26 protein-coding genes and 1 pseudogene are annotated in these 24,285 nt (G+C 69.7%); 7 read left to right on the top strand and 20 right to left on the bottom strand.

Annotated features, from left to right (window positions below):
* The first annotated feature begins 109 nt into the window (after positions 1-109).
* Positions 110-757: a hypothetical protein gene (locus H9622_RS10550; RefSeq protein WP_191766353.1), complete on the top strand. Its 648-nt coding sequence runs from the start codon at positions 110-112 to the stop codon at positions 755-757.
* A gap of 25 nt (positions 758-782) precedes the next feature.
* On the opposite strand, the gene era is transcribed toward H9622_RS10550, so the two are convergent.
* The 11 genes from era to lepA all read right to left on the bottom strand — a co-directional run bounded on the left by era (position 783) and on the right by lepA (position 11,775).
* The gene (gene era / locus H9622_RS10545; RefSeq protein WP_191766352.1) at positions 783-1,679 is read right to left on the bottom strand and encodes a GTPase Era; all 897 of its coding nucleotides are present in this window, start codon (positions 1,677-1,679) and stop codon (positions 783-785) included.
* Positions 1,676-3,037, bottom strand: a complete 1,362-nt coding sequence (locus H9622_RS10540; RefSeq protein ID WP_191766351.1) for a hemolysin family protein — start codon at positions 3,035-3,037, stop codon at positions 1,676-1,678. Before H9622_RS10540 ends, era begins: the two co-directional genes overlap by 4 nt.
* Positions 3,034-3,504, bottom strand: a complete 471-nt coding sequence (gene ybeY / locus H9622_RS10535; RefSeq protein WP_191766350.1) for an rRNA maturation RNase YbeY — start codon at positions 3,502-3,504, stop codon at positions 3,034-3,036. The genes H9622_RS10540 and ybeY overlap by 4 nt, the downstream gene beginning before the upstream one ends.
* On the bottom strand, positions 3,501-4,529 hold the full coding sequence (locus H9622_RS10530) for a PhoH family protein (RefSeq protein WP_225221998.1): 1,029 nt from the start codon (positions 4,527-4,529) through the stop codon (positions 3,501-3,503). The genes ybeY and H9622_RS10530 overlap by 4 nt, the downstream gene beginning before the upstream one ends.
* Before the next feature lie 52 nt (positions 4,530-4,581).
* Positions 4,582-4,929 carry an HIT domain-containing protein gene (locus H9622_RS10525; protein WP_191766349.1) on the bottom strand — a complete coding sequence of 116 codons (348 nt, stop codon included), beginning with the start codon at positions 4,927-4,929 and terminating at the stop codon, positions 4,582-4,584.
* A gap of 65 nt (positions 4,930-4,994) precedes the next feature.
* Positions 4,995-5,729, bottom strand: coding sequence for a 16S rRNA (uracil(1498)-N(3))-methyltransferase (locus tag H9622_RS10520; RefSeq protein WP_191766348.1), 735 nt, complete (start codon positions 5,727-5,729; stop codon positions 4,995-4,997).
* Between the two features lie 2 nt (positions 5,730-5,731).
* A complete protein-coding gene (gene dnaJ / locus H9622_RS10515) occupies positions 5,732-6,847 on the bottom strand; it encodes a molecular chaperone DnaJ (protein WP_191766347.1) in 1,116 nt (371 codons plus the stop codon).
* Between the two features lie 54 nt (positions 6,848-6,901).
* Positions 6,902-7,942 (bottom strand): heat-inducible transcriptional repressor HrcA, encoded by a 1,041-nt coding sequence (hrcA, locus tag H9622_RS10510; protein WP_191766346.1) that lies wholly within the window; start codon positions 7,940-7,942, stop codon positions 6,902-6,904.
* Between the two features lie 96 nt (positions 7,943-8,038).
* On the bottom strand, positions 8,039-9,256 hold the full coding sequence (hemW, locus tag H9622_RS10505; protein WP_191766345.1) for a radical SAM family heme chaperone HemW: 1,218 nt from the start codon (positions 9,254-9,256) through the stop codon (positions 8,039-8,041).
* Positions 9,257-9,263: 7 nt separating this feature from the next.
* Positions 9,264-9,914: a DUF1990 family protein gene (locus H9622_RS10500; RefSeq protein WP_191766344.1), complete on the bottom strand. Its 651-nt coding sequence runs from the start codon at positions 9,912-9,914 to the stop codon at positions 9,264-9,266.
* 10 nt (positions 9,915-9,924) lie between these two features.
* Positions 9,925-11,775, bottom strand: coding sequence for a translation elongation factor 4 (gene lepA, locus H9622_RS10495; RefSeq protein ID WP_191766343.1), 1,851 nt, complete (start codon positions 11,773-11,775; stop codon positions 9,925-9,927).
* A 118-nt stretch (positions 11,776-11,893) separates the two neighbouring features.
* Between lepA and H9622_RS10490 the strand changes: the two genes are divergently transcribed.
* Positions 11,894-12,613, top strand: coding sequence for an alpha/beta fold hydrolase (locus H9622_RS10490; protein ID WP_191766342.1), 720 nt, complete (start codon positions 11,894-11,896; stop codon positions 12,611-12,613).
* A gap of 112 nt (positions 12,614-12,725) precedes the next feature.
* Positions 12,726-12,986, top strand: a complete 261-nt coding sequence (gene rpsT, locus H9622_RS10485) for a 30S ribosomal protein S20 (protein WP_191766341.1) — start codon at positions 12,726-12,728, stop codon at positions 12,984-12,986.
* Between the two features lie 93 nt (positions 12,987-13,079).
* Here the strand turns inward: rpsT and holA are convergent, their stop codons facing one another.
* From holA to H9622_RS10465, 4 genes are all read right to left on the bottom strand, one after another.
* On the bottom strand, positions 13,080-14,117 hold the full coding sequence (holA, locus tag H9622_RS10480; RefSeq protein ID WP_191766340.1) for a DNA polymerase III subunit delta: 1,038 nt from the start codon (positions 14,115-14,117) through the stop codon (positions 13,080-13,082).
* Between the two features lie 27 nt (positions 14,118-14,144).
* Positions 14,145-16,481: a ComEC/Rec2 family competence protein gene (locus tag H9622_RS10475; protein WP_318247087.1), complete on the bottom strand. Its 2,337-nt coding sequence runs from the start codon at positions 16,479-16,481 to the stop codon at positions 14,145-14,147.
* 1 nt (position 16,482) lies between these two features.
* Positions 16,483-17,082 carry a ComEA family DNA-binding protein gene (locus H9622_RS10470; RefSeq protein WP_318247086.1) on the bottom strand — a complete coding sequence of 200 codons (600 nt, stop codon included), beginning with the start codon at positions 17,080-17,082 and terminating at the stop codon, positions 16,483-16,485.
* A 309-nt stretch (positions 17,083-17,391) separates the two neighbouring features.
* Complete coding sequence (locus H9622_RS10465) at positions 17,392-18,315, bottom strand: phosphotransferase family protein (RefSeq protein WP_191766339.1); 924 nt, start codon at positions 18,313-18,315, stop codon at positions 17,392-17,394.
* A 136-nt stretch (positions 18,316-18,451) separates the two neighbouring features.
* Here H9622_RS10465 and H9622_RS10460 point away from each other — a divergent pair, with 136 nt between their 5' ends.
* Positions 18,452-18,922 carry a hypothetical protein gene (locus H9622_RS10460; protein WP_191766338.1) on the top strand — a complete coding sequence of 157 codons (471 nt, stop codon included), beginning with the start codon at positions 18,452-18,454 and terminating at the stop codon, positions 18,920-18,922.
* Between the two features lie 46 nt (positions 18,923-18,968).
* Here the strand turns inward: H9622_RS10460 and H9622_RS10455 are convergent, their stop codons facing one another.
* Together H9622_RS10455 and H9622_RS10450 are read right to left on the bottom strand one after the other, a co-directional pair.
* On the bottom strand, positions 18,969-19,361 hold the full coding sequence (locus H9622_RS10455) for a carboxymuconolactone decarboxylase family protein (protein WP_191766337.1): 393 nt from the start codon (positions 19,359-19,361) through the stop codon (positions 18,969-18,971).
* A gap of 47 nt (positions 19,362-19,408) precedes the next feature.
* Positions 19,409-20,272, bottom strand: a complete 864-nt coding sequence (locus H9622_RS10450) for an SDR family NAD(P)-dependent oxidoreductase (protein ID WP_191766336.1) — start codon at positions 20,270-20,272, stop codon at positions 19,409-19,411.
* Between the two features lie 110 nt (positions 20,273-20,382).
* On the opposite strand from H9622_RS10450, the gene H9622_RS10445 reads away from it, so the two are divergent.
* A complete protein-coding gene (locus H9622_RS10445; protein WP_318247085.1) occupies positions 20,383-20,988 on the top strand; it encodes a TetR/AcrR family transcriptional regulator in 606 nt (201 codons plus the stop codon).
* A 565-nt stretch (positions 20,989-21,553) separates the two neighbouring features.
* On the opposite strand, the pseudogene H9622_RS10440 reads toward H9622_RS10445, so the two are convergent.
* Positions 21,554-22,057 (bottom strand): annotated as a pseudogene (locus H9622_RS10440) (DUF1990 family protein).
* Positions 22,058-22,651: 594 nt separating this feature from the next.
* On the opposite strand from H9622_RS10440, the gene H9622_RS10435 reads away from it, so the two are divergent.
* Together H9622_RS10435 and H9622_RS10430 are read left to right on the top strand one after the other, a co-directional pair.
* A complete protein-coding gene (locus H9622_RS10435; RefSeq protein ID WP_191766334.1) occupies positions 22,652-22,855 on the top strand; it encodes a hypothetical protein in 204 nt (67 codons plus the stop codon).
* Between the two features lie 91 nt (positions 22,856-22,946).
* Positions 22,947-23,390 (top strand): hypothetical protein, encoded by a 444-nt coding sequence (locus tag H9622_RS10430; protein WP_191766333.1) that lies wholly within the window; start codon positions 22,947-22,949, stop codon positions 23,388-23,390.
* Between the two features lie 158 nt (positions 23,391-23,548).
* Here H9622_RS10430 and H9622_RS16170 read toward each other — a convergent pair whose 3' ends face one another.
* Both H9622_RS16170 and H9622_RS10420 read right to left on the bottom strand, forming a co-directional pair.
* Complete coding sequence (locus H9622_RS16170; protein ID WP_191766332.1) at positions 23,549-23,812, bottom strand: META domain-containing protein; 264 nt, start codon at positions 23,810-23,812, stop codon at positions 23,549-23,551.
* Entirely contained in the window at positions 23,734-24,240 is a 507-nt protein-coding gene (locus tag H9622_RS10420; protein ID WP_191766626.1) for a hypothetical protein, read from the bottom strand. Before H9622_RS10420 ends, H9622_RS16170 begins: the two co-directional genes overlap by 79 nt.
* Positions 24,241-24,285 lie beyond the last annotated feature (45 nt).

Genomic DNA, 24,285 nt, shown 5'->3' with positions numbered 1-24,285 from the left:
GAAGCGAGCCTGCACGCATGACCCCAGGCTACACCCGTCCCCGACGGGCATGCGAACCTCGCGTCACAATCGCGTGAGACGATCCCGCCGTCCGCGACACTCGACGGATATGACACGTCACCGTCGACCTCTCCTCGTCACGCTGGGCGCGGCGTCCGTCCTCGCCCTGGCCGGCTGCGCGACCCCCGCGGGCTCAGCTGCGCCCTCGGCGGCGAGCGACGCGCCCGTGGGCGCCTCGCTCGGCTCGCTGTGGCCCGCTCCCCCGCAGGGCGATGTGATCGCGCAGGGCACCGTGATGGACGTCGGCGGCGAGGCCGAGCTGTGTCTCGGCCCGATTGCGGAGTCCTACCCCCCGCAGTGCAGTGGCATCCCGATCGCCGGCTGGACGTGGGAGGGCGTCGACGGCTCGGAGTCCTCGGGCGACACCACGTGGGGCGCGTACGCGGTGCAGGGCACGTACGACGGCGAGGAGTTCTCCCTCTCGCAGCCGCCCGTCATGCTGGCGCTGTACGACCCGATGATGCCGGACGATCCGACGGGCGGCGAGCCCGGTCAGGGCGACGAGGCCACGCTCGCCGAGATCCAGGACGAGCTCCCCGAGATCCTGCAGGAGGCGTACCTCGGGTCGTCGGTCGAGAACGGCTGGCTCTTCATCGACGTCGTGTGGGACGACGGCACGTGGCAGAAGGCTGCCGACGACGACTACGGCGACGACACGGTCATCGTCCGGTCGGCGATGCGTCCGATCGACGGCTGATCCGGCGTCAGAACCGTCAGAACCGTCAGAAGCCGAGCCGGCCCAGCTGCTTCGGGTCGCGCTGCCACTCCTTGGCGACGCGCACATGGAGCGAGAGGAACACGCGGGTGCCGACGAGCGGTTCGATGCCGGCGCGGGCGCGCTTGCCCACATCGGCCAGACGCGACCCCTTGCGGCCGATGATGATGGCCTTCTGGCTGTCGCGCTCGACGACGATGTTCGCGTAGATGTCGGTCAGGTCGGAGTCCTCGCGCGGCCCCATGTCTTCGATGGTGACGGCGATCGAGTGCGGCAGCTCGTCGCGCACGCCCTCGAGCGCGGCTTCGCGGATGATCTCGGCGACGCGATCCTCCATGGACTCATCGGTCACGACGTCCGCCTCGTAGAGCGCCGGCCCCTCGGGCATGAGGACGAGCAGCTCGTCGGTGAGCACGTCCAGCTGCTCCCGGGTGAGCGCGGACAGCGGGATGACCGCGGCCCAGTCCTCGCGCAGGGAATCGACCTCCATGAGGCGCTCGGTGATCTGGTCACGGGTGGCCGCGTCGGTCTTGGTCACGATCGCGACCTTCTTCGCCCGGGGGTAGCCGTCGAGCGACTCCGCGATACGACGGTCACCGGGCCCGACCTTCTCGGTCGCGGGCACGCAGAACCCGATCACGTCGACGTCGCCGAGCACCTGCTCCACGAGGCTGTTCAGCCGCTCGCCGAGCAGCGTGCGCGGCTTGTGGATGCCGGGGGTGTCGACGATCACGAGCTGGCCGGCCGGCCGGTTGACGATGCCGCGGATCGCGCGGCGGGTCGTCTGCGGCTTGTCGCTGGTGATGGCGACCTTCTCGCCGACGAGGGCGTTGGTCAGCGTCGACTTGCCGACGTTCGGTCGTCCGACGAAGGTGACGAAGCCGGAGCGGGTCGTCTCGGTCATGGGCGGTCGCCTCTCCTCTGGACGCGCACCTCGCCGGTGCGGGTCGACACGATGTGGATCTCGGCGGTGCGGGGCACGCGACCGTTCTGCTCGTCCGGGTCGGCGGACTCCCCGCGCTCGACGAAGACGGTGGAGATGCCGCGGCCGCGACCGCGCGAGGCGCCGCCGGTCATGACCAGCCCGCCGTACTCGGCGGTCGCGCCCGGCTGCGGCACGCGACCGAGGGCCTTGCCGAGCAGTCCCCCGATGGAGTCGACGTCCTCGTCCTCGAGGTCGATGCCGAACAGGTCGCCCACCTCGTCGAGGCCGAGCCGCGCGCTGACACGGTAGTGCCCCGGCTCGATCTCGGTCACCTCGTCGGAGCGCGGGTCGTACTCGTCGGCGATCTCGCCGACGAGTTCCTCGATAAGGTCCTCGAGCGTGACGAGGCCCGACACGCCGCCGTACTCGTCGATGACGAGGCACACGTGGACGGCGTCGCGCTTCATCTGCTGCAGGAGCGTCTCGGCCTTCATCGACTCCGGCACGAAGACCGCCGGTCGCGCGATGCGCGTGACGGGCGCGTCGCGCCAGCCGGACTCGTCGCGGAAGCCGAACTGCACGAGGTCCTTGAGGTACAGCACGCCGACCACGTCGTCCGCCTCGTCGTCGACGATCGGGATGCGCGAGATGCCCTTGTCGAGGAAGATCGACATCGCCTCGCGCGTCGAAGCCGTGGCATCCACGGTGACCATGTCTGTTCTCGGCACCATGACGGCCCGCACGAACGTGTCGGTGAAATCGAAGACCGAGTGGATCAGTTCGCGGTCGTCCTGCTCGATCAGCTCGTTCTCGGCGGCCTCGTCGATGATGCTGAGCAGCTGCTCCTCCGAAGCGAAGGATGCCCCGCGGGATGCTCCGGGCGTGATGCGCGTGCCGAGCGCGACGAGACCGTGCGCGAGGGGCCCGAGAATGATGCGGACGCCGCGGATGACCGGTGCGGCGCCCCGCAGCAGCCCCTTGGCGTGCTGCCGGCCGACGTTGCGCGGACTCGCTCCGACGACGACGTACGAGATGCCGGTCATCAGCACCGCGGCGGCGAGCATCGCCCACCAGATGCTGTCGAACAGGATGGTGAACGCGACGGTGACGAGCACGGCGGCGGTGGTCTCGGCGAGAACGCGGATGAAGATCACGGCGTTCGTGTGCGCTTCGGGGTCAGCGGCGATCCGCCGCAGCGCGGACGCGTTGCGACCGGACGCGCCGAGCTCGGCGAGGTCGGCCCGGGAGGTCACGCTCAGGGCGGCGTCGATGGCCACCATGAGGGCGCCGAACGCCAGCAGCAGGGCGGCGGCGGCGAGGAGGAGTCCAGCGGTCATGCGCGATTACGGCGGCGTTCCACGGCCTGGAACGCCGTGATCAGCTCGCGCTGGAGCCCGAACATCTCGCGCTCCTCCTCGGGCTCGGCGTGGTCGAAGCCGAGCAGGTGCAGCAGCCCGTGGGTCGTCAGCATGACGAGCTCGTCCATCGTGGAGTGCTTCGCGGCGACGGCCTGCGTCTCGGCCACCTGCGGGCAGAGCACGATGTCGCCGAGCAGACCCGCCGGCGTCGGCATGTCCTCGGTGCCGGGGCGCAGCTCGTCCATCGGGAAGCTCAGCACGTCGGTGGGTCCGGGCTCGTCCATCCACTGCACGTGCAGCGCCTCCATCGCCCCCTCGTCCACGAGGAGGATGGCGACGTCGGCCTCGGGGCTCACATGCAGCTCGGAGAAGTTGTTCTCCATCAAGCGCAGCAGCACGGTCTCGTCGACCGCGATCCCCGACTCGTTGCTGATCTCGATCGTCATGAGCGTCCTCGCTTCGGAAGGTGGTCGCGCGGGTTCTGCGGCCGCATGCCGGCGCGCCGCTCGGCGCGGTTGGCGAACTCGGACGCCTCGTCCCGCTCGCGGCGGGCGGCGATGCGGCGCTCGTCGTACTCGCTGTAGGCGTCGACGATGCGGCCGACCAGGGTATGACGGACCACGTCGTCGCTGGTGAGGTACGAGAAGTGGATGTCGTCGATCTCTCCCAGCACCCGCGTGACGAGTCGCAGCCCCGACGCGCCCTGGGGCAGGTCGATCTGCGTGATGTCTCCCGTGACCACCATGCGCGTGCCGAAGCCGAGGCGCGTGAGGAACATCTTCATCTGCTCGGGAGTCGTGTTCTGCGCCTCGTCGAGCACGACGAACGAGTCGTTCAGCGTGCGACCGCGCATGTACGCCAGCGGGGCCACCTCGATCGTGCCGGTGGCCATGAGCTTGGGAACGAGCTCGGGGTCCATCATCTCGTTCAGCGCGTCGTAGAGCGGGCGCAGGTACGGGTCGATCTTGTCTGTGAGCGTGCCCGGGAGGAACCCGAGGCGCTCGCCGGCTTCGACGGCCGGTCGCGTCAGGATGATGCGGTTGACCTCCTTGCGCTGCAGTGCCTGGACGGCCTTGGCCATGGCCAGATACGTCTTGCCGGTGCCCGCGGGACCGATGCCGAAGACGATCGTGTTCTCCTCGATCGCGTCGACGTAGGCCTTCTGGCCGAGCGTCTTCGGGCGGATCACCTTGCCGCGCGATGACAGGATCGCCTCGCCGAGCACCTCGGACGGGCGCGGTCCGCCCTCGGTGCGCAGGATGCGGCTCGACGACGACACGTCGGCGGGGTCGAGGCCCTGCCCGGCCTTCGTCATGGCCAGCAGCTCGTCGACGAGCGAGCGCGCTGCGGCCACCGCATCCGCCTCCCCCGTCAGCGTGATCTCGTTGCCGCGCACGTGCACGTCGACGCCGGGATGCTCCTTCTCCACGACGCGCAGCAGGCGGTCCTGCGGTCCCAGCAGCTGCACCATGGCGACGCCGTCGGCGTACACCCGGTCGATCACCGGATCATGGGGTTGTTCGTCAGGCACCAAGGCTCGCTTCCTCGAGTCCTCCGGCGAGCACATGGGCGTGCACGTGGAAGACGGTCTGGCCCGCATTCGGACCGGTGTTGAAGATCAGACGGAAGTCGCCGTCGGAGTGCTCGGCCGCCAGGCTGTTGGCGAGGCCGATCATCTCGGCCATCAGCTCGGGGTCGCCCGCGGCGAGCTCGACGACGTTGCGGTACTCCTGTGTCTTGGGGATCACCAGCAGGTGCACCGGAGCCTTGGGGGCGATGTCGCGGATGGCGAACGTGTTCTCGGTCTCGGCGATGATCTCGGACGGGATCTCCCCGTTGCGGATGCGCGTGAAGATCGATGACTCGCTCATCCCGCAAGTCTACCGACGAGGCTCCGGCGCGGGTCGGGGGCGGATCGTCGCGGCGAGAGGCCCGCTCACCACCGGCCGAGCGACGCGCTCACGACCGCCAGCGCCGCCGGCCCTGCCGTCGACGTGCGCAGCACGCTCTCGCCGAGACGGACGAGCACGGCCCCTGCGGCCTCGAGCTCGGCGAGCTCCTCCGCCGCGATGCCGCCCTCGGGGCCGACCACGAGCAGCACGTCCGATTCCTCGCCGGCGAGGTCGACGCCGGTGAGGCGCGCGACGCCGGTCGGTTCGAGGACGAGGGTGCGGGATGCCGCGGCCCGGCGCACCAGTTCGCGGGTCGTCACCAGCGGCGAGACCTCGGGGATCCACGCGCGATGCGCCTGCTTGGCCGCTTCGCGCACGATCGTCGCCCAGCGGGCGCGGCCCTTCTCGGCCTTCGCGGCGTCCCATCGCGAGATGCTGCGGGCAGCCTGCCACGGCACGATCTCGTCGATCCCGAGTTCGGTCGCCGCCTGCACGGCGAGTTCGTCGCGGTCGCCCTTGGCGAGCGCCTGCACGAGCACGACGCGCGGACGTGGGGCCGCGGCATCCGTCCGCGATTCGATCCTCACCACGACCTCGCGTGGCGCCACCGACTCGCACCGGCCCGTCAGCCAGGCGCCGAGGCCGTCCCCGACCGTGACCTCCTCGCCGGCGCGCACGCGGCGCACCGACGCGGCGTGGTGCGCCTCCGCACCCGTGAGCACGACGGTGTCGCCGGGACCGGCGTCGGTCGGCTCGTCGAGCACGAAGTGCAGTGCCACCGTCAGCCCCGGAACCGGTCGCGCAGCTTGGCGAACAGGCCCTGGTGGAACTCGGACAGCCGGGGCGGCGGTGCCTTCGTGCGCTTGGCGAAGTCCTCGATGAGGGCGCGCTCCTTGCCGTCGAGGCGCGTCGGGGTGACCACGTGCACGCCGACGCGCAGATCGCCGCGCTGAGTGCCGCGCAGCGGCGTGATGCCGCGGCTCTTGATCGTGAGCACGTCGCCGGCCTGCACGCCCGGGCGGATCTCGAGCTCGACCGGTCCGTCGAGCGACTGGATCGTCGTCGTCGTGCCGAGGATCGCGTCGGGCATCGACACCTCGAGCGTCGCGAGCAGGTCGTCGCCGTCGCGGCTGAAGACCTCGTGCGGCGTGACGTTCACCTCGATGTAGAGGTCGCCGTTGGGGCCGCCGGCGGGGCCGACCTCGCCGGATCCGGGAAGCTGCAGCCGCAGGCCGGTCTCGACGCCGGCGGGGATGTCGAGCGAGACGGTGCGGCGCGCGCGCACGCGCCCCTGACCCTGGCATGTCGCGCACGGGTACGGGATGGTCGTGCCGTAGCCCTGGCAGACGTTGCAGGGCTGGTTGGTGAGCACGTTGCCGAGCAGGCTGCGCACCTGGCGCTGCACGTGGCCGGTGCCGTGGCAGATGTCGCATGTGACCGGCGTCGTGCCGGGCTGGCAGCACGAGCCCTGACACGTGTCGCACAGCACCGCCGTGTCGACCTCGATGTCACGGTGCACGCCGAAGACGACGTCGCCGAGCTCGAGGGTCACACGCACGAGGGCGTCCTGACCGCGCTCGCGCCGCGAGCGCGGTCGACCCGCTCGCCCGCCGCCCCCGCCCGCCGCGCCGAAGAACGTCTCGAAGATGTCGTTGAACCCGCCGAACCCGCCGGCACCGCCGAACGGGCTGTCGCTGCCGCCCATGTCGTAGCGGGCGCGCTGATCGGGGTCGCTCAGCACGTCGTAGGCGTGCGTGACGAGCTTGAACCGCTCGGATGCCTCTTCGCCCGGATTGACGTCGGGGTGCAGCTCCCGTGCGAGGCGCCGGTACGCCTTCTTGATCTCGTCGAGGGATGCGTCCTTCGAGACGCCGAGGACCTCGTAGTGGTCAGCCACATTCGCCTTCCTGCCCGCGGGAGCCCGCGGGGATCGTTCGTGTGCGCGTCCGCGTCAGCGGCTGCTCTCGTCTTCCTCGAGCATCCGCGTGAGGTAGCGCGCGACGGCTCTGACCGCCGCGAGGTTGGTGGGGTAGTCCATGCGGGTCGGGCCCATGATGCCGACCCGGGCGCGCGATCCCGTCGCGTCATAGTCGCTGGCGACGACCGAGGCCTCCGACAGGCCGAAGGGCTCGTTCTCGCGTCCGATGCTGGCGGCGAGGCCCTTCTCGTCGGCGACCATCTCGCCCATCAGCCGCAGGATCGTGACCTGCTCCTCGATCGCCTCCAGGAGGGGATAGATGCTCCCGCGGAAATCGGCTTCGCGGCGGGCGAGCGTCGCGCTGCCGGCCATGACGAGGCGATCCTGGCGGAATTCGTCGAGCTCTTCGGCCACCACGCGCACGATCTCGGCCGTCGCGGCCTCATGGGGCGCGGTCATGACCGCGGCGTTGCCGAGCCGCTCCGCGATGCGGGTGAGTCCGTCGCGGACCGAGCGGCCGACCAGCAGCGTGCCGAGCTCGGCGCGGATGCGCGCGAGGTCGGCCTCGTCGAAGTCGTCGCGCACGAAGGCCATCCGCTGCGAGACGCGGCCGGTGTCGGTGACCACGATCACGAGCATCCGCCCGCCGCCGAGCTGCACGAGTTCGACGTGGGTCACGTTCGCGCGGGCGAACGACGGGTACTGCACGATCGCGACCTGACCGGTCAGCTGGGTGAGTGCGCGGACGGTGCGCGCCAGCACGTCGTCGAGATCGCCCGGACCCTCGAGGAACGAGGTGATCGCCGTGCGCTGCGCCGTGGACAGCGGGCGCACGTCGGCGAGGTGGTCGACGAAGACGCGGTAGCCCTTGTCGGTGGGCACGCGACCCGACGACGTGTGCGGCGCCGCGATGAGCTCTTCGTCCTCGAGCAGGGCCATGTCGTTGCGGATGGTCGCCGCCGACACGCCGAAGGCGTGGCGCTCGACGATCGCCTTGCTGCCGACCGGCTCGCGCGTGTCGACGTAGTCCTCGACGATCGCGCGCAGCACCTGGAGCCCTCGCTCGCTGACCATCCCGCCTCCTCACGCCGCTGCTGGCACTCGCATGACTGGAGTGCCAATTCTACCGGATGCCCCGACCCGCAGCCGGGAGCGTGACAGGCGGATCCGCTACTCGGTGAGCGCGCGCACGACGGCATCGGCGAGCAGGCGACCGCGCAGCGTGAGCACGATCCGGCCGTGGAGCGCCGTCGGCCCGTCCACGAGCCCGTCCGCGATGAGCGCCGCGACCGCACGCCGCCCTTCGCCGAGCAGCTCCGAGACGGGCAGCCCCTCACGGATGCGAGTGCGCAGCAGCACGTTCTCGAGCGTCCGCGCCTCCACGTCGGGCACCTCGCGCGCGGCGGCCGGGGACTCCCCCACCGAGAGGCGCTGCGCGTACGCGGCAGGGTGCTTGACGTTCCAGAACCGCACGCCGGCGACGTGGCTGTGCGCGCCGGGGCCGAACCCCCACCAGTCGGTGCCCTGCCAGTACGCCAGGTTGTGCTGCGAGCGCTGGTGGACGCCGCGCGACCAGTTCGACACCTCGTACCAGTCGAAGCCGGCCGCCGCGAGCAGCTCGTCGGCGAGCTCATACATGTCCGCCTGCAGGTCGTCGTCGGGCGCAGGCACCTCGCCACGGCGGATCTGCCGGGCGAGCTTCGTGCCGTCCTCGATGATCAGCGCGTACGCCGACACGTGGTCGGGCGCGAGGCTGATCGCGGTGTCGAGGGACGCGCGCCAGTCGTCGAGCGACTCCCCCGGCGCGCCGTAGATGAGGTCGACGCTCACATCGAGGCCGGCTGCGCGCGCTGCGGCGACCGCGGTGCGCACGTTCGCCGGGTCATGCGTGCGGTCGAGCGCCGCGAGCACGTGGGGAACGGCCGACTGCATGCCGATGGACAGCCGGGTGACTCCGGATGCCGCGAGCTCGGCCGCGACCGCATCGGTGACCGTGTCGGGGTTGGCCTCGACCGTCACCTCGGCGCCCTCGGCGATGCCGAACGCCCCGCGCACGCCCTCGAGCATGCGGCCGAGGTCCCCGGGCGGGAGAAGCGTCGGGGTGCCGCCGCCGAAGAAGACGGTCGAGGCGGGGCGCAGCGGTCCGGTGCGCTCCAGCACTCCGCGCGCCAGGGCGACCTCGCGCAGCAGGGTGTCGGCGTACTGGTCCTGGCGCGCGCCGCGCAGCTCGTCGGACGTGTACGTGTTGAAGTCGCAGTAGCCGCAGCGCACGCGGCAGAACGGCACGTGCAGGTACACGCCGAACGGCGTCGCCGCGTCGATCGTCGTGCCCGGCGGGAAGGAGCCGTCGGCGGGGACCGGCTCGCCGAGGGGAAGCGCGGAGCCCATCAGCAGCTCACGCGGGCGTCGTGTACAGCGGCGAGATCGCCCGCAGGTACCGCGTGAAGAGCTCGCGTCGGCGGCGGCGGATCAGGCCGGGCAGCAGACGGTAGACGAATGACGACGGCGCATCGAAGGCGCGCACGGTGAACCACACCTCGTCGTTGTCGTGCCACTCGAGCATGAACGACTCCTCGCCGCTCACGACGGAGTCGCCCACCGTGCCGAGGGCGAACCCGATGCGCCGCGGCTCTTCGACCGCGAAGATGACGCGCAGCTCGGCATCGGCGCGCAGTCCTCGCACGCGACCATCGACGCGGATCGTCGTGCCCGCGCCGACGTAGGGCGTGCCGTCGGCGTCGTAGCGGAGGTCGGACTCGGACCGACTGGGTGCGATGGGGTTGCCCTCGCCGTCGAAGCTCACGCCGGAGTACATCGGCCCGGCGGCCGGCCGCACGTCCTTCACGGTGAGGCCGGCACCGCGCTGCGCGGTCCACGACATCAGCGCCTCGCCGGCGCCCAGGAAACGCGCCTCGCCGCTGCCGATGCGCCACGACTCCTCCGCCGGAATGCTGCGCTCCGGCGGGTAGTGCATGAGGTCGGCCGCCTGCGTCGCCCCGACGGCGGCGTAGTCGACGGTGTCGTCCCGGAAGTTCCCTCGACGCATGACGACCAGCCTACTTCGCCGACTTCCCCTCGACGTCGCCCGAGAGAGCGGCGATGAACGCCTCCTGGGGGACCTCGACGCGACCGACCATCTTCATGCGCTTCTTGCCCTCTTTCTGCTTCTCGAGCAGCTTGCGCTTTCGCGTGATGTCACCGCCGTAGCACTTGGCGAGCACGTCCTTGCGCATGGCCCGGATGTTCTCGCGGGCGATGATGCGGGCGCCGATGGCGGCCTGGATGGGCACCTCGAACTGCTGGCGCGGGATGAGCTTGCGGAGCCGCTCAGTCATCATCGTGCCGTAGGCGTACGCCTTCTCGCGGTGCACGATCGAGCTGAACGCGTCGACCTTGTCACCCTGCAGCAGGATGTCGACCTTCACGAGGTCGGCCTCCTGGCTGCCTGCCGGCTCGTAGTCGAGGCTCGCGTAGCCCTGCGTGCGGCTCTTCAGCTGGTCGAAGAAGTCGAAGACGATCTCGCCGAGGGGCATGTTGTAGCGCAGCTCGACGCGCTCCTCCGAGAAGTACTCCATGCCCAGCAACGAGCCGCGCCGCCCCTGGCAGAGCTCCATCACCGTGCCGACGAAGTCCTTGGGCAGCAGGATGGCCGCCTTGACCATCGGCTCGCTCACCGAGGCGACGCGGCCGTCGGGGTACTCGCTGGGGTTGGTGACGACCACGGTCTCGCCGGTGTCGGTGAGCACCTCGTACACGACGCTGGGCGCCGTCGTGATGAGGTCGAGGCCGAACTCGCGCGAGAGGCGCTCGGTGATGATCTCGAGGTGCAGCAGGCCCAGGAAGCCGCAGCGGAAGCCGAAGCCGAGCGCCACCGAGGTCTCGGGCTCGTACTGGAGCGAGGCATCCGAGAGCTTCAGCTTGTCGAGTGCCTCACGGAGGTCGCCGTAGTCACTGCCGTCGATCGGGTAGATGCCCGAGAAGACCATCGGCTTCGGATCGGTGTAGCCCGGCAGTGCGTCGGTCGCCGGCTTGCGGTGGGTCGTGATCGTGTCGCCGACCTTCGACTGGCGCACGTCCTTCACACCGGTGATGAGGTAGCCCACCTCACCCACGCCGAGGCCCTTGGTGGGCACCGGCTCGGGGCTCGAGACGCCGATCTCGAGCAGGTCGTGGGTCGCCGTGGTCGACATCATCTGGATGCGCTCCCGCGGGGAGAGCTTGCCGTCGATCATGCGGACGTAGGTCACGACGCCGCGGTAGGAGTCGTACACCGAGTCGAAGATCATGGCCCGGGCCGGGGCATCCGCGTCGCCCTTCGGGGCCGGGATCTCGCCGACCAGGCGGTCCAGCAGCTCCTCGACGCCCTGACCGGTCTTGCCGCTCACCCGCAGCACGTCGTCGGGCGAGCCGCCGATGAGGTTCGCGAGCTCCTTGGCGAAACGGTCGGGATCGGCGGCGGGGAGGTCGATCTTGTTGAGGACGGGGATGATGTGCAGGTCGTTGTCGAGCGCCAGGTAGAGGTTGGCGAGCGTCTGGGCCTCGATGCCCTGAGCGGCGTCGACGAGCAGGATCGCGCCCTCGCAGGCCGCGAGCGAACGGCTCACCTCGTAGGTGAAGTCCACGTGGCCGGGCGTGTCGATCATGTTGAGCGCGAACGTGCCCTCGGCCGTCTGCCACGGCATCCGCACCGCCTGCGACTTGATCGTGATGCCGCGCTCGCGCTCGATGTCCATGCGGTCGAGGTACTGCGCGCGCATGTCGCGGTCGGCGACGACGCCGGTGATCTGCAGCATCCGATCGGCCAGCGTCGACTTTCCGTGGTCGATGTGGGCGATGATGCAGAAGTTGCGGATCAGCTCGGGCGGGGTCGCGGACGGCTCGAGAGGCTTCAGGGCGCGCGGTGACATATCCCGTCGATTCTACGGGTGAGGGATGCCTCCACCCTGCGCAGTCGCTGGATCCCTGCGGGCGGGCATCCTGCCGAGGCTTCGAGCGGCGCGCGGGCGCGCTCGCTAGCCTGGGGCGATGGTCGTGCAGGTGGTGCTGGTGCACGGCATCCGCACGTCCGCGACCATGTGGCGCTCGCAGATCGAGTACCTCGCAGAGCGCGGCAACCCCGTGACGCCGGTCGACCTGCCCGGCCACGGGTCGCGCATGTCGGAGGAGTTCACCCTCGAGGGCGCCCTCGCGACGATCGATGACGCGGTGCGGGATGCCTCGGCCCGCGGGCCGGTGCTGCTGGCGGGTCACTCGATGGGAGGCCTCATCTCGATCGAGTACGTCGGCCAGGAGGACACGCCACCGGTCGCGGCCTTCATCGCCGCGTCGTGCACCGCGATCCCCCGCGGAGTGGGCCTCGCGACCTACCGCATGCTCGCCCGCGGGTTCGACTCGCTCCCCGACCGCGGCATGTGGCTGACCAACCGCATGCTCGACCGCATCCTGCCCCCCGAGACGCGCGACGACTTCGGCGCCGGCGGCTACGCGCTGGACGCACAGGACGTCGCGCTGCGCAGCCTGTCGGTGCTCGACCTCCTCGCCGCGCTGCGGCACATCGAGGTGCCGCTCTGGTTCGTCAACGGACAGTACGACCAGCTGCGCGTCAACGAGCGGCTCTTCCTCGAGCTGGCTCCGCACGCCGAGCTCGTGGTCGTGCCGCGCACGACCCACCACGTCACGGTGATGCGACCGCAGGTGTTCAACGCGCTCCTGAACCTGGCGATCACGACGCTCGAGCAGACCTGATAAACTCGGTGATTGGCTTGCGTGCGGGGTCCCACCTCCGCACGACGCCGCGAGCGGCCCCTCTACCCGTAACGCGGCAAATCCCATCCATCAGACACGAAAGAACTTCACCGTGGCGAACATCAAGTCGCAGATCAAGCGCAACAAGACCAACGAGAAGGCGCGCGAGCGCAACAAGGCCGTCAAGAGCGAGCTGAAGACCGAGGTGCGTCGCACCCGCGAGGCCGTCGCCGCGGGCGACAAGGCCGCCGCCGAGAAGGCGCTGCAGAAGGCGACCAAGAAGCTCGACAAGGCCGTGAGCAAGGGCGTCATCCACGAGAACCAGGCCGCGAACCGCAAGTCGGCCATCGCGAAGCAGGTCGCCGCGCTCTGATCCTCACCGGATTCGATCGAAGGCCCGTCCCTCTGGGGGCGGGCCTTCGGCGTTGAGGGGGCGGCCCCGGTTGCTGACGCGTCGGGATGCGGCTTACGCGCCGTAGGGCGCGCGCGTCGCGATCACCGTGATGAGGCGCTCGAGCGCGAACACCGCATCGCGAGAGCCGCCTTTCACCTCGGCGTCGGCTCGCGCGGCGGCCTGGATGGCACCGCCGAGCGACGCCTCGTTCCAGCCGGAGAGGTCGCGACGGGCGCGGTCGACCTGCCAGTCCTTGAGTCCGAGCCGGCCGGCGAGGGCGGCGGCGGGCTCACGACTGCCGGCGACCCTGGCCATGGTGCGCAGCTTCATCGCGATGGCTGCGACAAGCGGCACGGGGTCGGCCCCGGAGGCGAGAGCGTGGCGGAGGGCGATCAGAGCGTCACCGTAGCGACCTGCGATCGCGGTATCGGCGACGGTGAACGCCGAGGTCTCGACGCGGCCGCCATAGTAGCGCTCGACGACCTGCTCGGTGATGTCGCCGGGCACGTCGGCGATGAGCTGCTGGCACGCGGCGGCGAGCTCGGTGACGTCGTCGGCGAACGCCGACACGAGCGCTCGGAGCGCGGGGGGCGCGATGCGCTTCTTCGCAGCCTGGAACTCGCCCGCCGCGAAGTCGAAGCGATCGGAGTCGCGCTTGATGGCCGGGCAGGCGACCTCGACTCCGCCGCCGTGGCCGGCGCGGATGGCGTCGAGCAGCTTCTTGCCGCGCACGCTCGCGCCGGTGTGCCGCAGCACCACCGTCGCGCCGTCCTGCGGCGCCGCGAGGTACGAGATCGCCTCGGCCAGGAACGCGTCGGAGCACTTCTCGACGCCTGTCACGCGCACCAGACGCGGCTCGCCGAAAAGCGACGGCGAGGCCACCCCAAGGAGCGAACCGGCGGCGTAGTCGTCGGCGCGCAGGTCGGAGACCTCGAGACTCGGGTCTTCGGCGCGGAGGTAGTCGCGGACTCCGGCGATCGCCCGCTCGGCGCAGACGTCTTCGGGGCCGGAGACGAGCACGATGGGCGCCGGCTGGGGTGCCCGCCATGAGAGCTGCGGGATCGCGCTGCGCGCTGCCTTCGAGGGGGCGCGTCGCGCAGTCGATGCCATGTCTCCAGCCTACCGAGCACCCCCGACTCAGCCGCCGCGTTCGCGCCACACCGAGACGGCGTCGCCACTCCCCCACATCGCGACGATGCCGTCGATATCCGTGCGGGCGATCCGAGCGCCGAGCCCCGTGAGCGCATCGAGGATCTCGGCGCGCGGATGACCGTAGTCGTTGCCCGCGCCGACCGTGAAGAGGGCGAGGCCTGGCTGCGCCGCGGCGTAGAACGCGACATCCTGATCCGCGCTGCCGTGGTGAGCGACCTTGACGACGGCATAGGCCGGTTGGAGTGCACCGGATGCTTCGAGCGCGCGCTGCGGGGACGCGGAGAGGTCGCCCAGCAGCAGCATCGTCGGGATCCCTCCCCCGCGCACGTCGAGCACGATGCTGGCGTCGTTGCCCGAGGGGAAGGCGCGACTCCGGGCGGTCGGCCACAGCACGCGCCACCGCGCCTCACCGAAGGTACCGCTCAGCCCGGAGCGTGCGGCGGTCAGCTGCGCACCCCCTTGCGCGAGCTCCTCCAGCACGCGCCTGTCGTCGCCGGACGCTGTGGGGCCGTGGAGCACCGTTCCGACGCGCCCGGCCACCGCGTCGACGCCGCCGGCGTGATCGAGGTCGAAGTGCGTCAGCACGAGGAGGTCGACGCGCCCCACCCCGGCGCGGTCGAGGCAGGCTGTGAGCGACTCGGGTGCGGGGCCGGTGTCGATCAGCGCCACCGCGCCGCCCGAGCGCAGCAGGATCGCGTCGCCCTGCCCGACGGCGCACGCCAGGACCGTCCAGTCCTGCGGCAGGGTCCACCGGCCACCCACCGACGTGAGCAGTCCGGAGCCGGCGACGACGCCGGTCACAATCGATAAGACGACGGCCGCCAGAGCGACGGTGACTCGCGCGCGGCGGGTGGAGCGCCGCACCGCGATCACGACGCCTGCAGCGAGCCCCACAGCCGCCAGGGCGACCGCACCGTGCACGCCGTCGATCCACGGGAGCAGGTTGCCCGGCAGGTCGCTGAACGTCGTCGCCGTACCGGCGATCCACGCAGCCGGCACCCACGCGAGGGCGGCGAGACCGTCCTGCAGCCACGGCACCGGCGCCGTCAGGCAGGCGGCGAGCCCCACGATGGTGGCGACGGGGGCGGCCGGCGCCGCCAGCAGGTTCGCGACGACGCCGTAGAGGGGCACCTGCGGCGCGATCAGCACCAGCAGCGGGCCGCACGCGAGCTGCGCCGCCAGCGGCACGGCGATGGCCAAGGCCAGTGCACGCGGCAGCGCCCGTTCCAGGCCGCGGGCAAGCGGCCGCGCGAACAGCAGCAGCGAGCCGGTGGCTGCGGCGGAGAGCGCGAATCCGAGCGAGACGGCCAGCCACGGGTCGGCGACGAGCAGCACCGCCACCGCGAGCGACAGGATCGACATGCCCGCACCCGGCCGCCCGAGCAGCACCGCCAGCATGGCGATCGCCGCCATGACGCCCGCGCGCACGACGCTCGGCTCGGGCGTCACGAGCACGACGAAGCCCGCAAGTGCGGCGAGTCCGGCGACCACGCGCAGGGCACGGACCGCACCGGCGGCCGCTGCGCCGAAGAACGCGAGACCGACGACGAGCGCGCAGTTCGCACCCGAGACCGCGGTGAGGTGCGACAGGGAGGACTCCTTCATGGCCGTGTCGAGCTCGGCCGAGACGATCGACGTATCGCCGACCGCCAGTCCGGGGACGAGCCCCGCCCCATCGCCTGGCAGGTCGGCGACCGCCGCCACCAGCCCCCGACGGAGCGCGGCCGTCACAGCTAACGTCTGCGGCGGTGGGCCGATCACCTCGACACCGCGCGTGCCGCTCACCTCCACCACCGCTCGTTCGCCCGGGCGGCCGCTGTGCGCTGTGCCCCGCACCTCGACTTCGGAGCCGACGTCGAGTTGGGCGTGCGGATGCACGTCGTCCGGGCTGACCCGTACGACGACATCGACCCGCACGGTGTGAGGGACATCGCCGACGGCGATCCGCGTCGCCAGCGCGTCGAACGCGAGGCTGCCGTCGACCCGGCGCTCGATCTTTCCCACGACGGTCGCGCGGACCTCGATCGCACGCCCGCCGTCGACGGCGAGCTCGGTCACGCCCGCCCGCGCGGGCTGCGCGAGCGCGACGTGCGACGCGACGGCTGCCGCCAGGGCGAGTGCGAAGGCGGCGACCACGACGGTCTGTCGGAGCCGCGTGTCGGCAGGTCGCCGAACGACGCCCCATGCGATCACGCCGAGCGCAGCTGCCCAGCACGCGATGGCCACGCCTCCGGCCGCCACAGGAAGGATCACGCAGACGGATGCCGCGACCCAGGCCGCCGCGGCTACCGGGACGAGCCGGAGCGTCAGCCGCAGCGGCACGTCAGACCACCACGAGATCGCGCAGCGCCTCGAGCATCTTGTCGCCGATGCCGGGCACGGCGAGCAGATCCTCGACGGACGTGAAGCGCCCGTTCTGCTCCCGCCAGTCGATGATGCGCTGCGCCATGGCCTCGCCGATACGCGGAAGCGTGTCGAGCGCCGCGACATCGGCCGTGTTGAGGTTGACCCGCCCGTCGCCCGCCTGCGCCGCGGGGCCGCCGGCGTCGGGGGTCTCCCCCAGCGCGGGGACATGCAGGTGCTCCCCGTCGGCAACCGGCCGGGCGAGGTTCACCGCGCTCTGGTCGGCATCAGCCGCGAATCCGCCGGCCGCGGCCACCGCATCCACGACGCGCGCGCCCGCAGCGAGCACGTAGAGCCCGGGAGCCGTGACCGCGCCCGACACGTGCACATACTGCGAGGCCGGGGTCGCGGCATCCGATCCGCGTTCATCGATGACGACCTGCTCGACGGGCGCTGACGCGCCGCGCAGGACGCCGATCGCCACCGTCACGGCAAGAGCCGCGATGACCAGCACGACGGCCGCGCCCAGCCCGAGTCGCCGTCTCGGCGACGCCGGGGACGGGTGTTCGGAGGCGGTCACCCGCCCACGCTAGGAGCGCACCGCTCAGCGGCGCCTCCCCCGCGTGGCAGCTGGGGACGCGTCGCGGCCCGGGCCTGCCGTGGAGGAGCCGATGGCGGGGGCCGCGGCCCGCGCTCAGCTCCTCCGCTCACCAGCGCAGCTGCGTGGTCGCGATCGCCCACCTGAAGATGAACCGACGCCGGCCGAGCGCTGATCGGCCGTCGCGCGCGCTGTTCTAGGGCCGCCCGCTACTTCCGCCGGAGTCGACGAGTAGCGGGTCGCTCAGAGTTGGATGCGACCGGTGCGCTCGCTGTCAGTACTTCGTCTCCTCTACGGAAGGAGTGTCTCGAGGTCCGGGAGTCGACGGTAGATGTCGGGGAGGCCGCGTACCCCGTTCCAGACGGCTTCGTGCGATAGTGCTAGGCCGGGTCCGGTGGTCGCCTCGGTGCCGGCGAGGCAGCGGACGACGTTCCACCGGGTGTGCTCAAGCCAGCCGCTGATCGAGAAGGCGAACCAGCTGGACCCCGTCGGCGGTAGCGTTCCGCCGTTGGCGACGTAGCCGTCGAGGACCGAGCGGAAGACGGCGGGCTTGACGTCGTCCAAGCCGGGTCCCTTGGCAAGACTCAGCGCAGTCGAGCCGAGTTCACCCGACAGGTCCAGCATCCCCGATAGTTCCCAGTCGAGCACCACAGGCCGACCGTCTCGAGAAAGCAAATTCCAGGGCTGGATGTCTCTGTGGGTCAACACTAGGGGACCCGGCAGGTGGCAGGTGTCGACGAATTCGGCGATCGCGAGGAGGGACTCGGTATGGGAGGCGAGCTCGTCTGCCCACGGTTGTCCGGTCTCCGATGCTCGTGCCGCGAGTTGGGGCCAGTCGCGGGACACTTGAGCCTTGATCGGGGGGTGGGTCCACTCGATGCCGAGCGCATGAATGCGCGCGAGGATCTCGCCGATCTCGAACGCATAAGACGGTGACACCGGCGCTTCGGGCACCTTCTCGCCGTCGACCCACCGGTGCACGAGAGTGTGTTCGCTGGCTGAAATCGGCTCCGGCATGGGGATACCCGCAGCGAACGCCGCGCGCTCGAGCCTCAACACGTCATCGAAGTGGTACGTCCACCGGCGGTCTAGGACATTCATCTCCTTGACCGCAAACGATCCTTCCTCCGTATCGAGCCGGTACAGACGGTTCGCGAACCCGCCTTCCACGCGGGTGATCGGCCGGATCGGCGCGCCCAGGTGCGAGAGGTTCATCACGCAAATCTAGATCAGGCACCGGAGTCGGCCGGGCGCCCTTTGGCGCGTCCGGTGCGCCGCTTCGGCTACGACCGACCAACCGACTGAACCGAGTTCGATGGTCGGGCCTGCTGATCGACAGACGGTCGTCTGGTTGTTCTTGGAGCAGGTACCCGATGAGTCGACGCCGGTTCTTGCAGCGGTGACGTGTGAGTGCGACGACGACGACATTGACTCGGGAACGCTGCGACTTGTCGGCACCACAGGGAATGCGGCGATATTCACGGCGTTCAGCGCTTCAGGCGAGCTGTGCGTGATCAGCAGCATTGACGTGTCGGCGAATGACTGGATGGTCGGGTCATCGTGTCAAAGTCCCGACTCGTTCAACGCGCGCGGCGCCGCACTGCGGATGACAAGCCCCACCGAATCGGTGGAGGCGTACCTGCTCCCCGACAGCGCGGTCGCCGCCCTCCACGCAGCCAGGAACCACCTCACCTCCGCAGACGCACCCAACGTCGTATTCATCGACGCCTATGAGACGGGCCGGGAGCGTGCGCGCTTGAGTAAGACGCTTCAGGAAGTGGGCGTGATGGTCTACCCAGAGGGCGAATCCAACGTCTACTGAGGACAGTCGTCGAGGTGGTTGCTTCGGCGCCGGACCACGAGTGCGCTCAGGCGTGCTCTGCGAAGACCTGGGCCGCGATGCCGTAGCCCTCGAACGCGCGCGCGACGCCGGCGTAGGCAGCGATCTGAATGAAGACCTCGACGAGCTCCTCCTTGGTGGCTCCGCTGTTGAGGGCGATGCGCAGCTGCCCGCGGAGTGGCTCGAGCACGCCGAGAGACGCCGCGATGGTCACGGAGACGAGCGCGCGCGTGCGGGTATCGAGGCGCTCGGTGCGCGGCCAGGCATCGCCGAACGCCTGGATGGTGGCGATCCGCTTGAAGTCCTCGGCGTTCTCCGGCTCCGTCGGTGCGGTCCCGAGGAAGCGCTCGAGGCGGAAGCCCAGGAGCTTTTCGGCCTCATCGAGCGCCGTCGCGTACTCGCGGTCAGTGGATTCGGGCATTGCGATCTCCTTGCGTCTGAGTGGGAAGTGAGCCGGCGCGCCGCGGGTCAAGCGGTGACGGGGAAGGGGGCGGGGAAAGGTTCGCCGATGTCGGCGGAGCGGCTGACGGCAGCCCACCGGAGATCCGAGGCCAAGAGATTCCGTTCAAGGGCGACGCTCATCTCGGTCGCGTTCACGCCGACAGGCAGGTTCTCCGGGATCTCAGACTGTTTCGCCAGGGCGACCAGGATCTCGGCCACACGTGCCGGATCACCCGGGGCGTCGCTCGCGAGGGGCCGCAGCATGCCGCCGGCCGCACCGACGGTGCTCGCGTACTCTTCCGGCACATCGTGGACCTCCATCGACGACCCCGCCCAGTCCGTGCGGAAACCGCTGGGCTCGACGACGAGGACCTTCGTGCCGAACGGTGCGATCTCGGCACGGAGCGAGCGACTGAAGCCGTCGATCGCGAACTTCGCGGCCTGGTAGGAGCCGAGACCCGGCGTGCCGCCGACGCGTCCGCCCACGGAGGAGAACTGGACGATGAGGCCGCTCCCCTGTTCGCGAAGCATGGGGATCGCCGCTCGGGACACGTGGTAGACGCCCCAGAAGTTCGTCTCGAACTGCTGCCGGAAATCGCCCTCCGATGCCGTCTCGATCGGCGCCACATTGGCGTATCCGGCGTTGTTCACAATGACGTCGATGCGCCCGAAGCGCTCGCGCGCCTCGTGCAGGGCGACCGCGACACGGCGCGGATCGGTGACGTCGAGCGCCAGCGGGAGGATGCTGTCGCCGAACTCGGCAACCACGTCATCGAGTTGCTCGGGCCGGCGTGCGGTGGCGACGACGCGATCGCCCGCACGCAGTGCCGCGAGAACGAGAGCACGACCGAAGCCCCGCGAGGAGCCGGTGACAAACCATGTCTGATTCATGGGGTTAATGAAACACCATTGTGCTAAATAGTGCAACCCTGTTGCGCTACGCTGTTGTCATGCATGAATCCGCATCGTTCCAGCGCGCGCGCTCCTCCGAGGCGAAGGCGGTGCGCGAGCGGGCGATCCTGGACGCCGCCCGCACGCTGGCCGCCGAACGGAGCATCCGCGCGATCACGTTGACCGATATCGCTGAGGAGGTCGGGATGCACAAGTCGGCCCTGCTCCGCTACTTCGAGACGAGGGAGGAGATCTTCCTACGGCTCACGGCCGACGGGTGGCGGGAATGGACGCCGGTTCTCTGCGAGCGGCTTTCCGGCGCATCCCGCCCGTCCGAAGTCGCGGACGCATTCGCGACCACGTTGGGAGCGCGGGGTCTCTTGTGCGACCTCTTCGCGCAGACCCCGATGAACCTCGAGCGCAACGTCTCCGTGGAGGCCGTGCGCACGTACAAGCTCACCAGCGGCGAGCATCTGGGCGTGATCTCGGCGGCGGCACGCAGAGCGCTCCCCGGCTTGAGCGACGACGCAGCCCGCGACCTCGTGGCCGTCGCCGTCTCGGTTGCCGGCACATTCTGGCAGATTTCGACGCCGCCCCCGGAGATCGCGGCCCTGTATCGCGACGATCCCCGGCTCGGGCACGCGCTCATCGAGTTCGAGCCGCGGCTCAGACGCATCCTCACCGCCTATCTGGACGGCAGCCTCGCCCTCGCGTGAGAGGTAGAAGCGCAGACGGCTGCGCGGTGCCTCTGCCGCAGGGACCTATCTGGGAGTTCGAATCGCTCCACGCACGACAAAAGGACGAACGTCCCACCAGGGGGCGTTCTGTCGCTTCGTGGACCTGCGGGGTTCGGGAAGGGACGCAAGCGCTTCAAAGTGCACTTCTCCATTAGCCAGACCTCGGCAAGCCTCTGGGATTACGGAGAGGACACCCTCGCCGAACGCGCCCTCACGATGTCAGAGAAGGACCTCCACGCGATCCAGCGAATCGCTGCCACCTACGAAGATCCCACATACGCCCTCCCGATCGAGGGTCAGCGAATCACTCACAACCACGTGAACGCGATCGCAGCCGTCGCCTACTTCGAAGGCCGATTGCGAGCTCTGGCGCGTACCCGCCGACGGGCCGAGTAGGACCGACCGGAACGGTTCGCGCCACGCCCGCTCGAGCCGTCGTTCGACCGTCACGAACACTGACCACCCTTTCGCGGGGACCCCGCGCCCGCCTGCACGCCGGCCGGTCCCTCTTCGCACAGCACAGGGGCGGGTAGCGGGTGGATGGTCAGCGGGGAGTAGGCGAGTCGAGAGCGTGCAGGTAGCGGCGGGTCATCCGAGCTTGCACGAGTCGAGCTACCGGCGCGCCGAGTCGCGTGAACCAACGAGCCGGTGAAGAGAACGCGGTGATGCTGAACGTCACATCGCCGGCCGGCGTGAGAGATACCTCGAAGCGTTCCTCACCCCGCTCGGGGTGGCCGGGCAGCGTGCCGTAGGCGAACCCGCACTAGTTGGCGGTGCGCTCGGCCCACACGACGACGCATGGGATGTCGAATCGCAGCGGCCACAGGCGCAACCGCATCCGCACGTATGTGCCTTCGCGTATCGGGGCCTCAGATAGCCGAACGGTTGCACCGGCTCGACGTTGCACCTCACCAGCAAGCAGATCGTCGGCCGCTCGCTCGAATGCCTGCCGTCCGTGCCCGACGATGCGTTCGGCGCGCAGGTGGTGGTAGCCAGCCGGCAAATCGCCCGCGGTGGCGCCGATCTCTGGATAGGTGACGGGAAGCATCGGCTCTACGGTAGGCGGATAAGTCAGAGCCGCGCTCGTAGCGGTTCGTCGTGAGGCATCGCAGGCTCAGCTTGCCGCCCGCGAATCGGTCGTCGAGCGCGCGGCAGTCGAGGTGATCGATGCGACGCGAACCGTTAGTCACGCGAGCGCGAGCCGACTCGTCTCGTTCAGCGGTCCACGATTCCCCAGAGGCCGATGCGACGGTCGGATGCCCACACGGTCGTGTGCGAGTACTCGCTTGTGAATCGCATCGCCGAGGCCGTTCTCGGAGCCGTCGTCGTCATCATCGCGCTCTCGCTGACCGGATGCGCCGTGCCCGTGGATGAACCCGCTTCTGAACGAACCGCGGATGCCACGGTGACGGCAGAGATGCCTGCACCGACGGCATCTACCGCACCAGCATCACCGAGCCCTACGCCTACGCACCCGCTCGATCCGCGTGACAGCGCGTACGACGCGGAGGTCGCCGCGTGGACTGGGGCGATTCCTCCGGGGTTCGCGTGGCCGGAGTCGATAACAGGTCTGCCCGCTGGACGATGGCACGGTAACGGCGACTGGTCCGGCTACACCAGTGCCGCCGGCATCTACCACTGCATGCTGGTGTACGCAGCGTGGGACGCGTATTTCGTCGATGACGACCCGATCGCGTCCAAGGACTACGCCGCACGCGGGGATGCGACCATGCCCGACGTCCCCTACCCCAACGACATGACCCGCACCGACGGGTCTATCGACGATCAGGCGCTCGCCAGTGAGAGCGGAATCTGCAACGGGTTCGTCGGCGACCTGCGCACATGAACGACACTGAGGCGCTCTCCGGCCTCCTCCCAGATGATGGAGGAAAGGTGACGACTCGGTTGCTGGCGAGTGCTGCTACAGGGAGAATCCGTTGACAGTTCAGGAGGACAAGGCCAAAGCCGACGACGGGCAGCCGCGGCCCCGGAAGGCGAAAGACCGACGCATCATCGCGTGGACTATCGCCCTGATCATCGTCGGCTGCTACGTCATCTGGCAACTCCTCGGAGTGTGGACCGCGAAGGACGCGGTGCCGCCATCGTGGCTCATAACGGCACCGGCAGGGGCATCGATCGTGGGAGAGCCTCGGATCGGTTACGAGCCCTACAGGGCAACGACATACGTGACGATCCGTCCGGCGGACGGTCAGAAAGCCCATCAACTCATTGAGGAGATGGGGCTGGCTGAGCAGCCGACTCAGATCGGCCCGACCCCCCTGGATTGGCGTCCCGTGTGGGTATACAGCAGACCCACGGAAGACGGTGTCGAGCTGCGGCTCGTGTACCGGCGTGACTCGAGCGACGAGATCACGCCGTAGCGTTGGCGAGTGTCCTCCGTCGGTTTTTCACTCACAGCCTGAGACCCGAGACCCGAGGGACGCCTTCAAACCAGTCGTTATGCGCGCGTCCCTTCGAAGCGAGTGGGTCAGAGCGGTCCGTGGCGTGTGCGGGCTTCGGCAACGGAGGAGTGCGTCGTTCAAGGTGAGGGTGGCAGACCACCGATGGGCGAGCCGGCGGCGCCGTTGATGTAGAGGAAGTCATCTGCGATTGTCACGGAACGTCCCTTGCTCAGCCAGGTGTCGACGCCGTCGCAGACAGTCGCGGTGAGGCTGACCTCGCTGAATGTGATGTGACCGTCGGGATCCTGCGTCCACCGGCCATTCACGTCGTTGCATCCGTCGTAGCCCGAGAGCGTTCCATCCGGAGCGAAACTGAGGTACGGCTCCCCTTCCGCACCCAACTCCCGACCGGATCAGGTGGCGGCGGCGCAGCGCGCACTTCCCCCTGTGTGATCCGGGCGTTGCGCTCGTACATCGGAGCCAGCCCGGCCTGGAACAAGACGCTGGTGCTGATCGCTGACGACAAGACGAGTGCAGCGCCGACCAGCGGAGCCCAATAGGTGGGTTTGCCGCGCAGTCTCAGGATCACCGCGAGGATGGCCGCCACGCCGATGGAAGCGGCAACCATCCATGGGTAAGCGGCCCGTGCGCCGAAGATGAGGTTCAGGTCGCAGACTCCGTCGCACCCGACCGTGCTGAACTGCTCGAGGATCTGCATGAAGTGAGCGGCCAGCAAGATCACAGGCAGCAAGAGCCACAGGAACAGTTCCAGACCGCGTCGTTGCGGCCGTGCACCGGCAGCCTGTGATCTGTCCTCCCCGACGAGCATGGAGCCGACGGTACACGCTGAGTCGACGGGGAACCGCGAAGCCCG

The organism is Microbacterium gallinarum (genome assembly GCF_014837165.1).
GTDB classification, from domain to species: Bacteria; Actinomycetota; Actinomycetes; order Actinomycetales; family Microbacteriaceae; genus Microbacterium; species Microbacterium gallinarum.
Note: the sequence above shows the minus strand (reverse complement) of the source record. Positions and strands in the feature narration are given on the sequence as shown.

Bases quoted from the DNA above. Each gene is read 5' to 3' on its own strand.
- H9622_RS10550 (WP_191766353.1), top strand. From the start codon at position 110: ATGACACGTCACCGTCGACCTCTCCTCGTCACGCTGGGCGCGGCGTCC.
- era (WP_191766352.1), bottom strand. From the start codon at position 1,679: ATGACCGAGACGACCCGCTCCGGCTTCGTCACCTTCGTCGGACGACCG.
- H9622_RS10540 (WP_191766351.1), bottom strand. From the start codon at position 3,037: ATGACCGCTGGACTCCTCCTCGCCGCCGCCGCCCTGCTGCTGGCGTTC.
- ybeY (WP_191766350.1), bottom strand. From the start codon at position 3,504: ATGACGATCGAGATCAGCAACGAGTCGGGGATCGCGGTCGACGAGACC.
- H9622_RS10530 (WP_225221998.1), bottom strand. From the start codon at position 4,529: ATGGTGCAGCTGCTGGGACCGCAGGACCGCCTGCTGCGCGTCGTGGAG.
- H9622_RS10525 (WP_191766349.1), bottom strand. From the start codon at position 4,929: ATGAGCGAGTCATCGATCTTCACGCGCATCCGCAACGGGGAGATCCCG.
- hrcA (WP_191766346.1), bottom strand. From the start codon at position 7,942: ATGGTCAGCGAGCGAGGGCTCCAGGTGCTGCGCGCGATCGTCGAGGAC.
- hemW (WP_191766345.1), bottom strand. From the start codon at position 9,256: ATGGGCTCCGCGCTTCCCCTCGGCGAGCCGGTCCCCGCCGACGGCTCC.
- H9622_RS10500 (WP_191766344.1), bottom strand. From the start codon at position 9,914: ATGCGTCGAGGGAACTTCCGGGACGACACCGTCGACTACGCCGCCGTC.
- lepA (WP_191766343.1), bottom strand. From the start codon at position 11,775: ATGTCACCGCGCGCCCTGAAGCCTCTCGAGCCGTCCGCGACCCCGCCC.
- H9622_RS10490 (WP_191766342.1), top strand. From the start codon at position 11,894: ATGGTCGTGCAGGTGGTGCTGGTGCACGGCATCCGCACGTCCGCGACC.
- holA (WP_191766340.1), bottom strand. From the start codon at position 14,117: ATGGCATCGACTGCGCGACGCGCCCCCTCGAAGGCAGCGCGCAGCGCG.
- H9622_RS10465 (WP_191766339.1), bottom strand. From the start codon at position 18,315: ATGAACCTCTCGCACCTGGGCGCGCCGATCCGGCCGATCACCCGCGTG.
- H9622_RS10455 (WP_191766337.1), bottom strand. From the start codon at position 19,361: ATGCCCGAATCCACTGACCGCGAGTACGCGACGGCGCTCGATGAGGCC.
- H9622_RS10450 (WP_191766336.1), bottom strand. From the start codon at position 20,272: ATGAATCAGACATGGTTTGTCACCGGCTCCTCGCGGGGCTTCGGTCGT.
- H9622_RS10435 (WP_191766334.1), top strand. From the start codon at position 22,652: ATGCTGGTGTACGCAGCGTGGGACGCGTATTTCGTCGATGACGACCCG.
- H9622_RS10420 (WP_191766626.1), bottom strand. From the start codon at position 24,240: ATGCTCGTCGGGGAGGACAGATCACAGGCTGCCGGTGCACGGCCGCAA.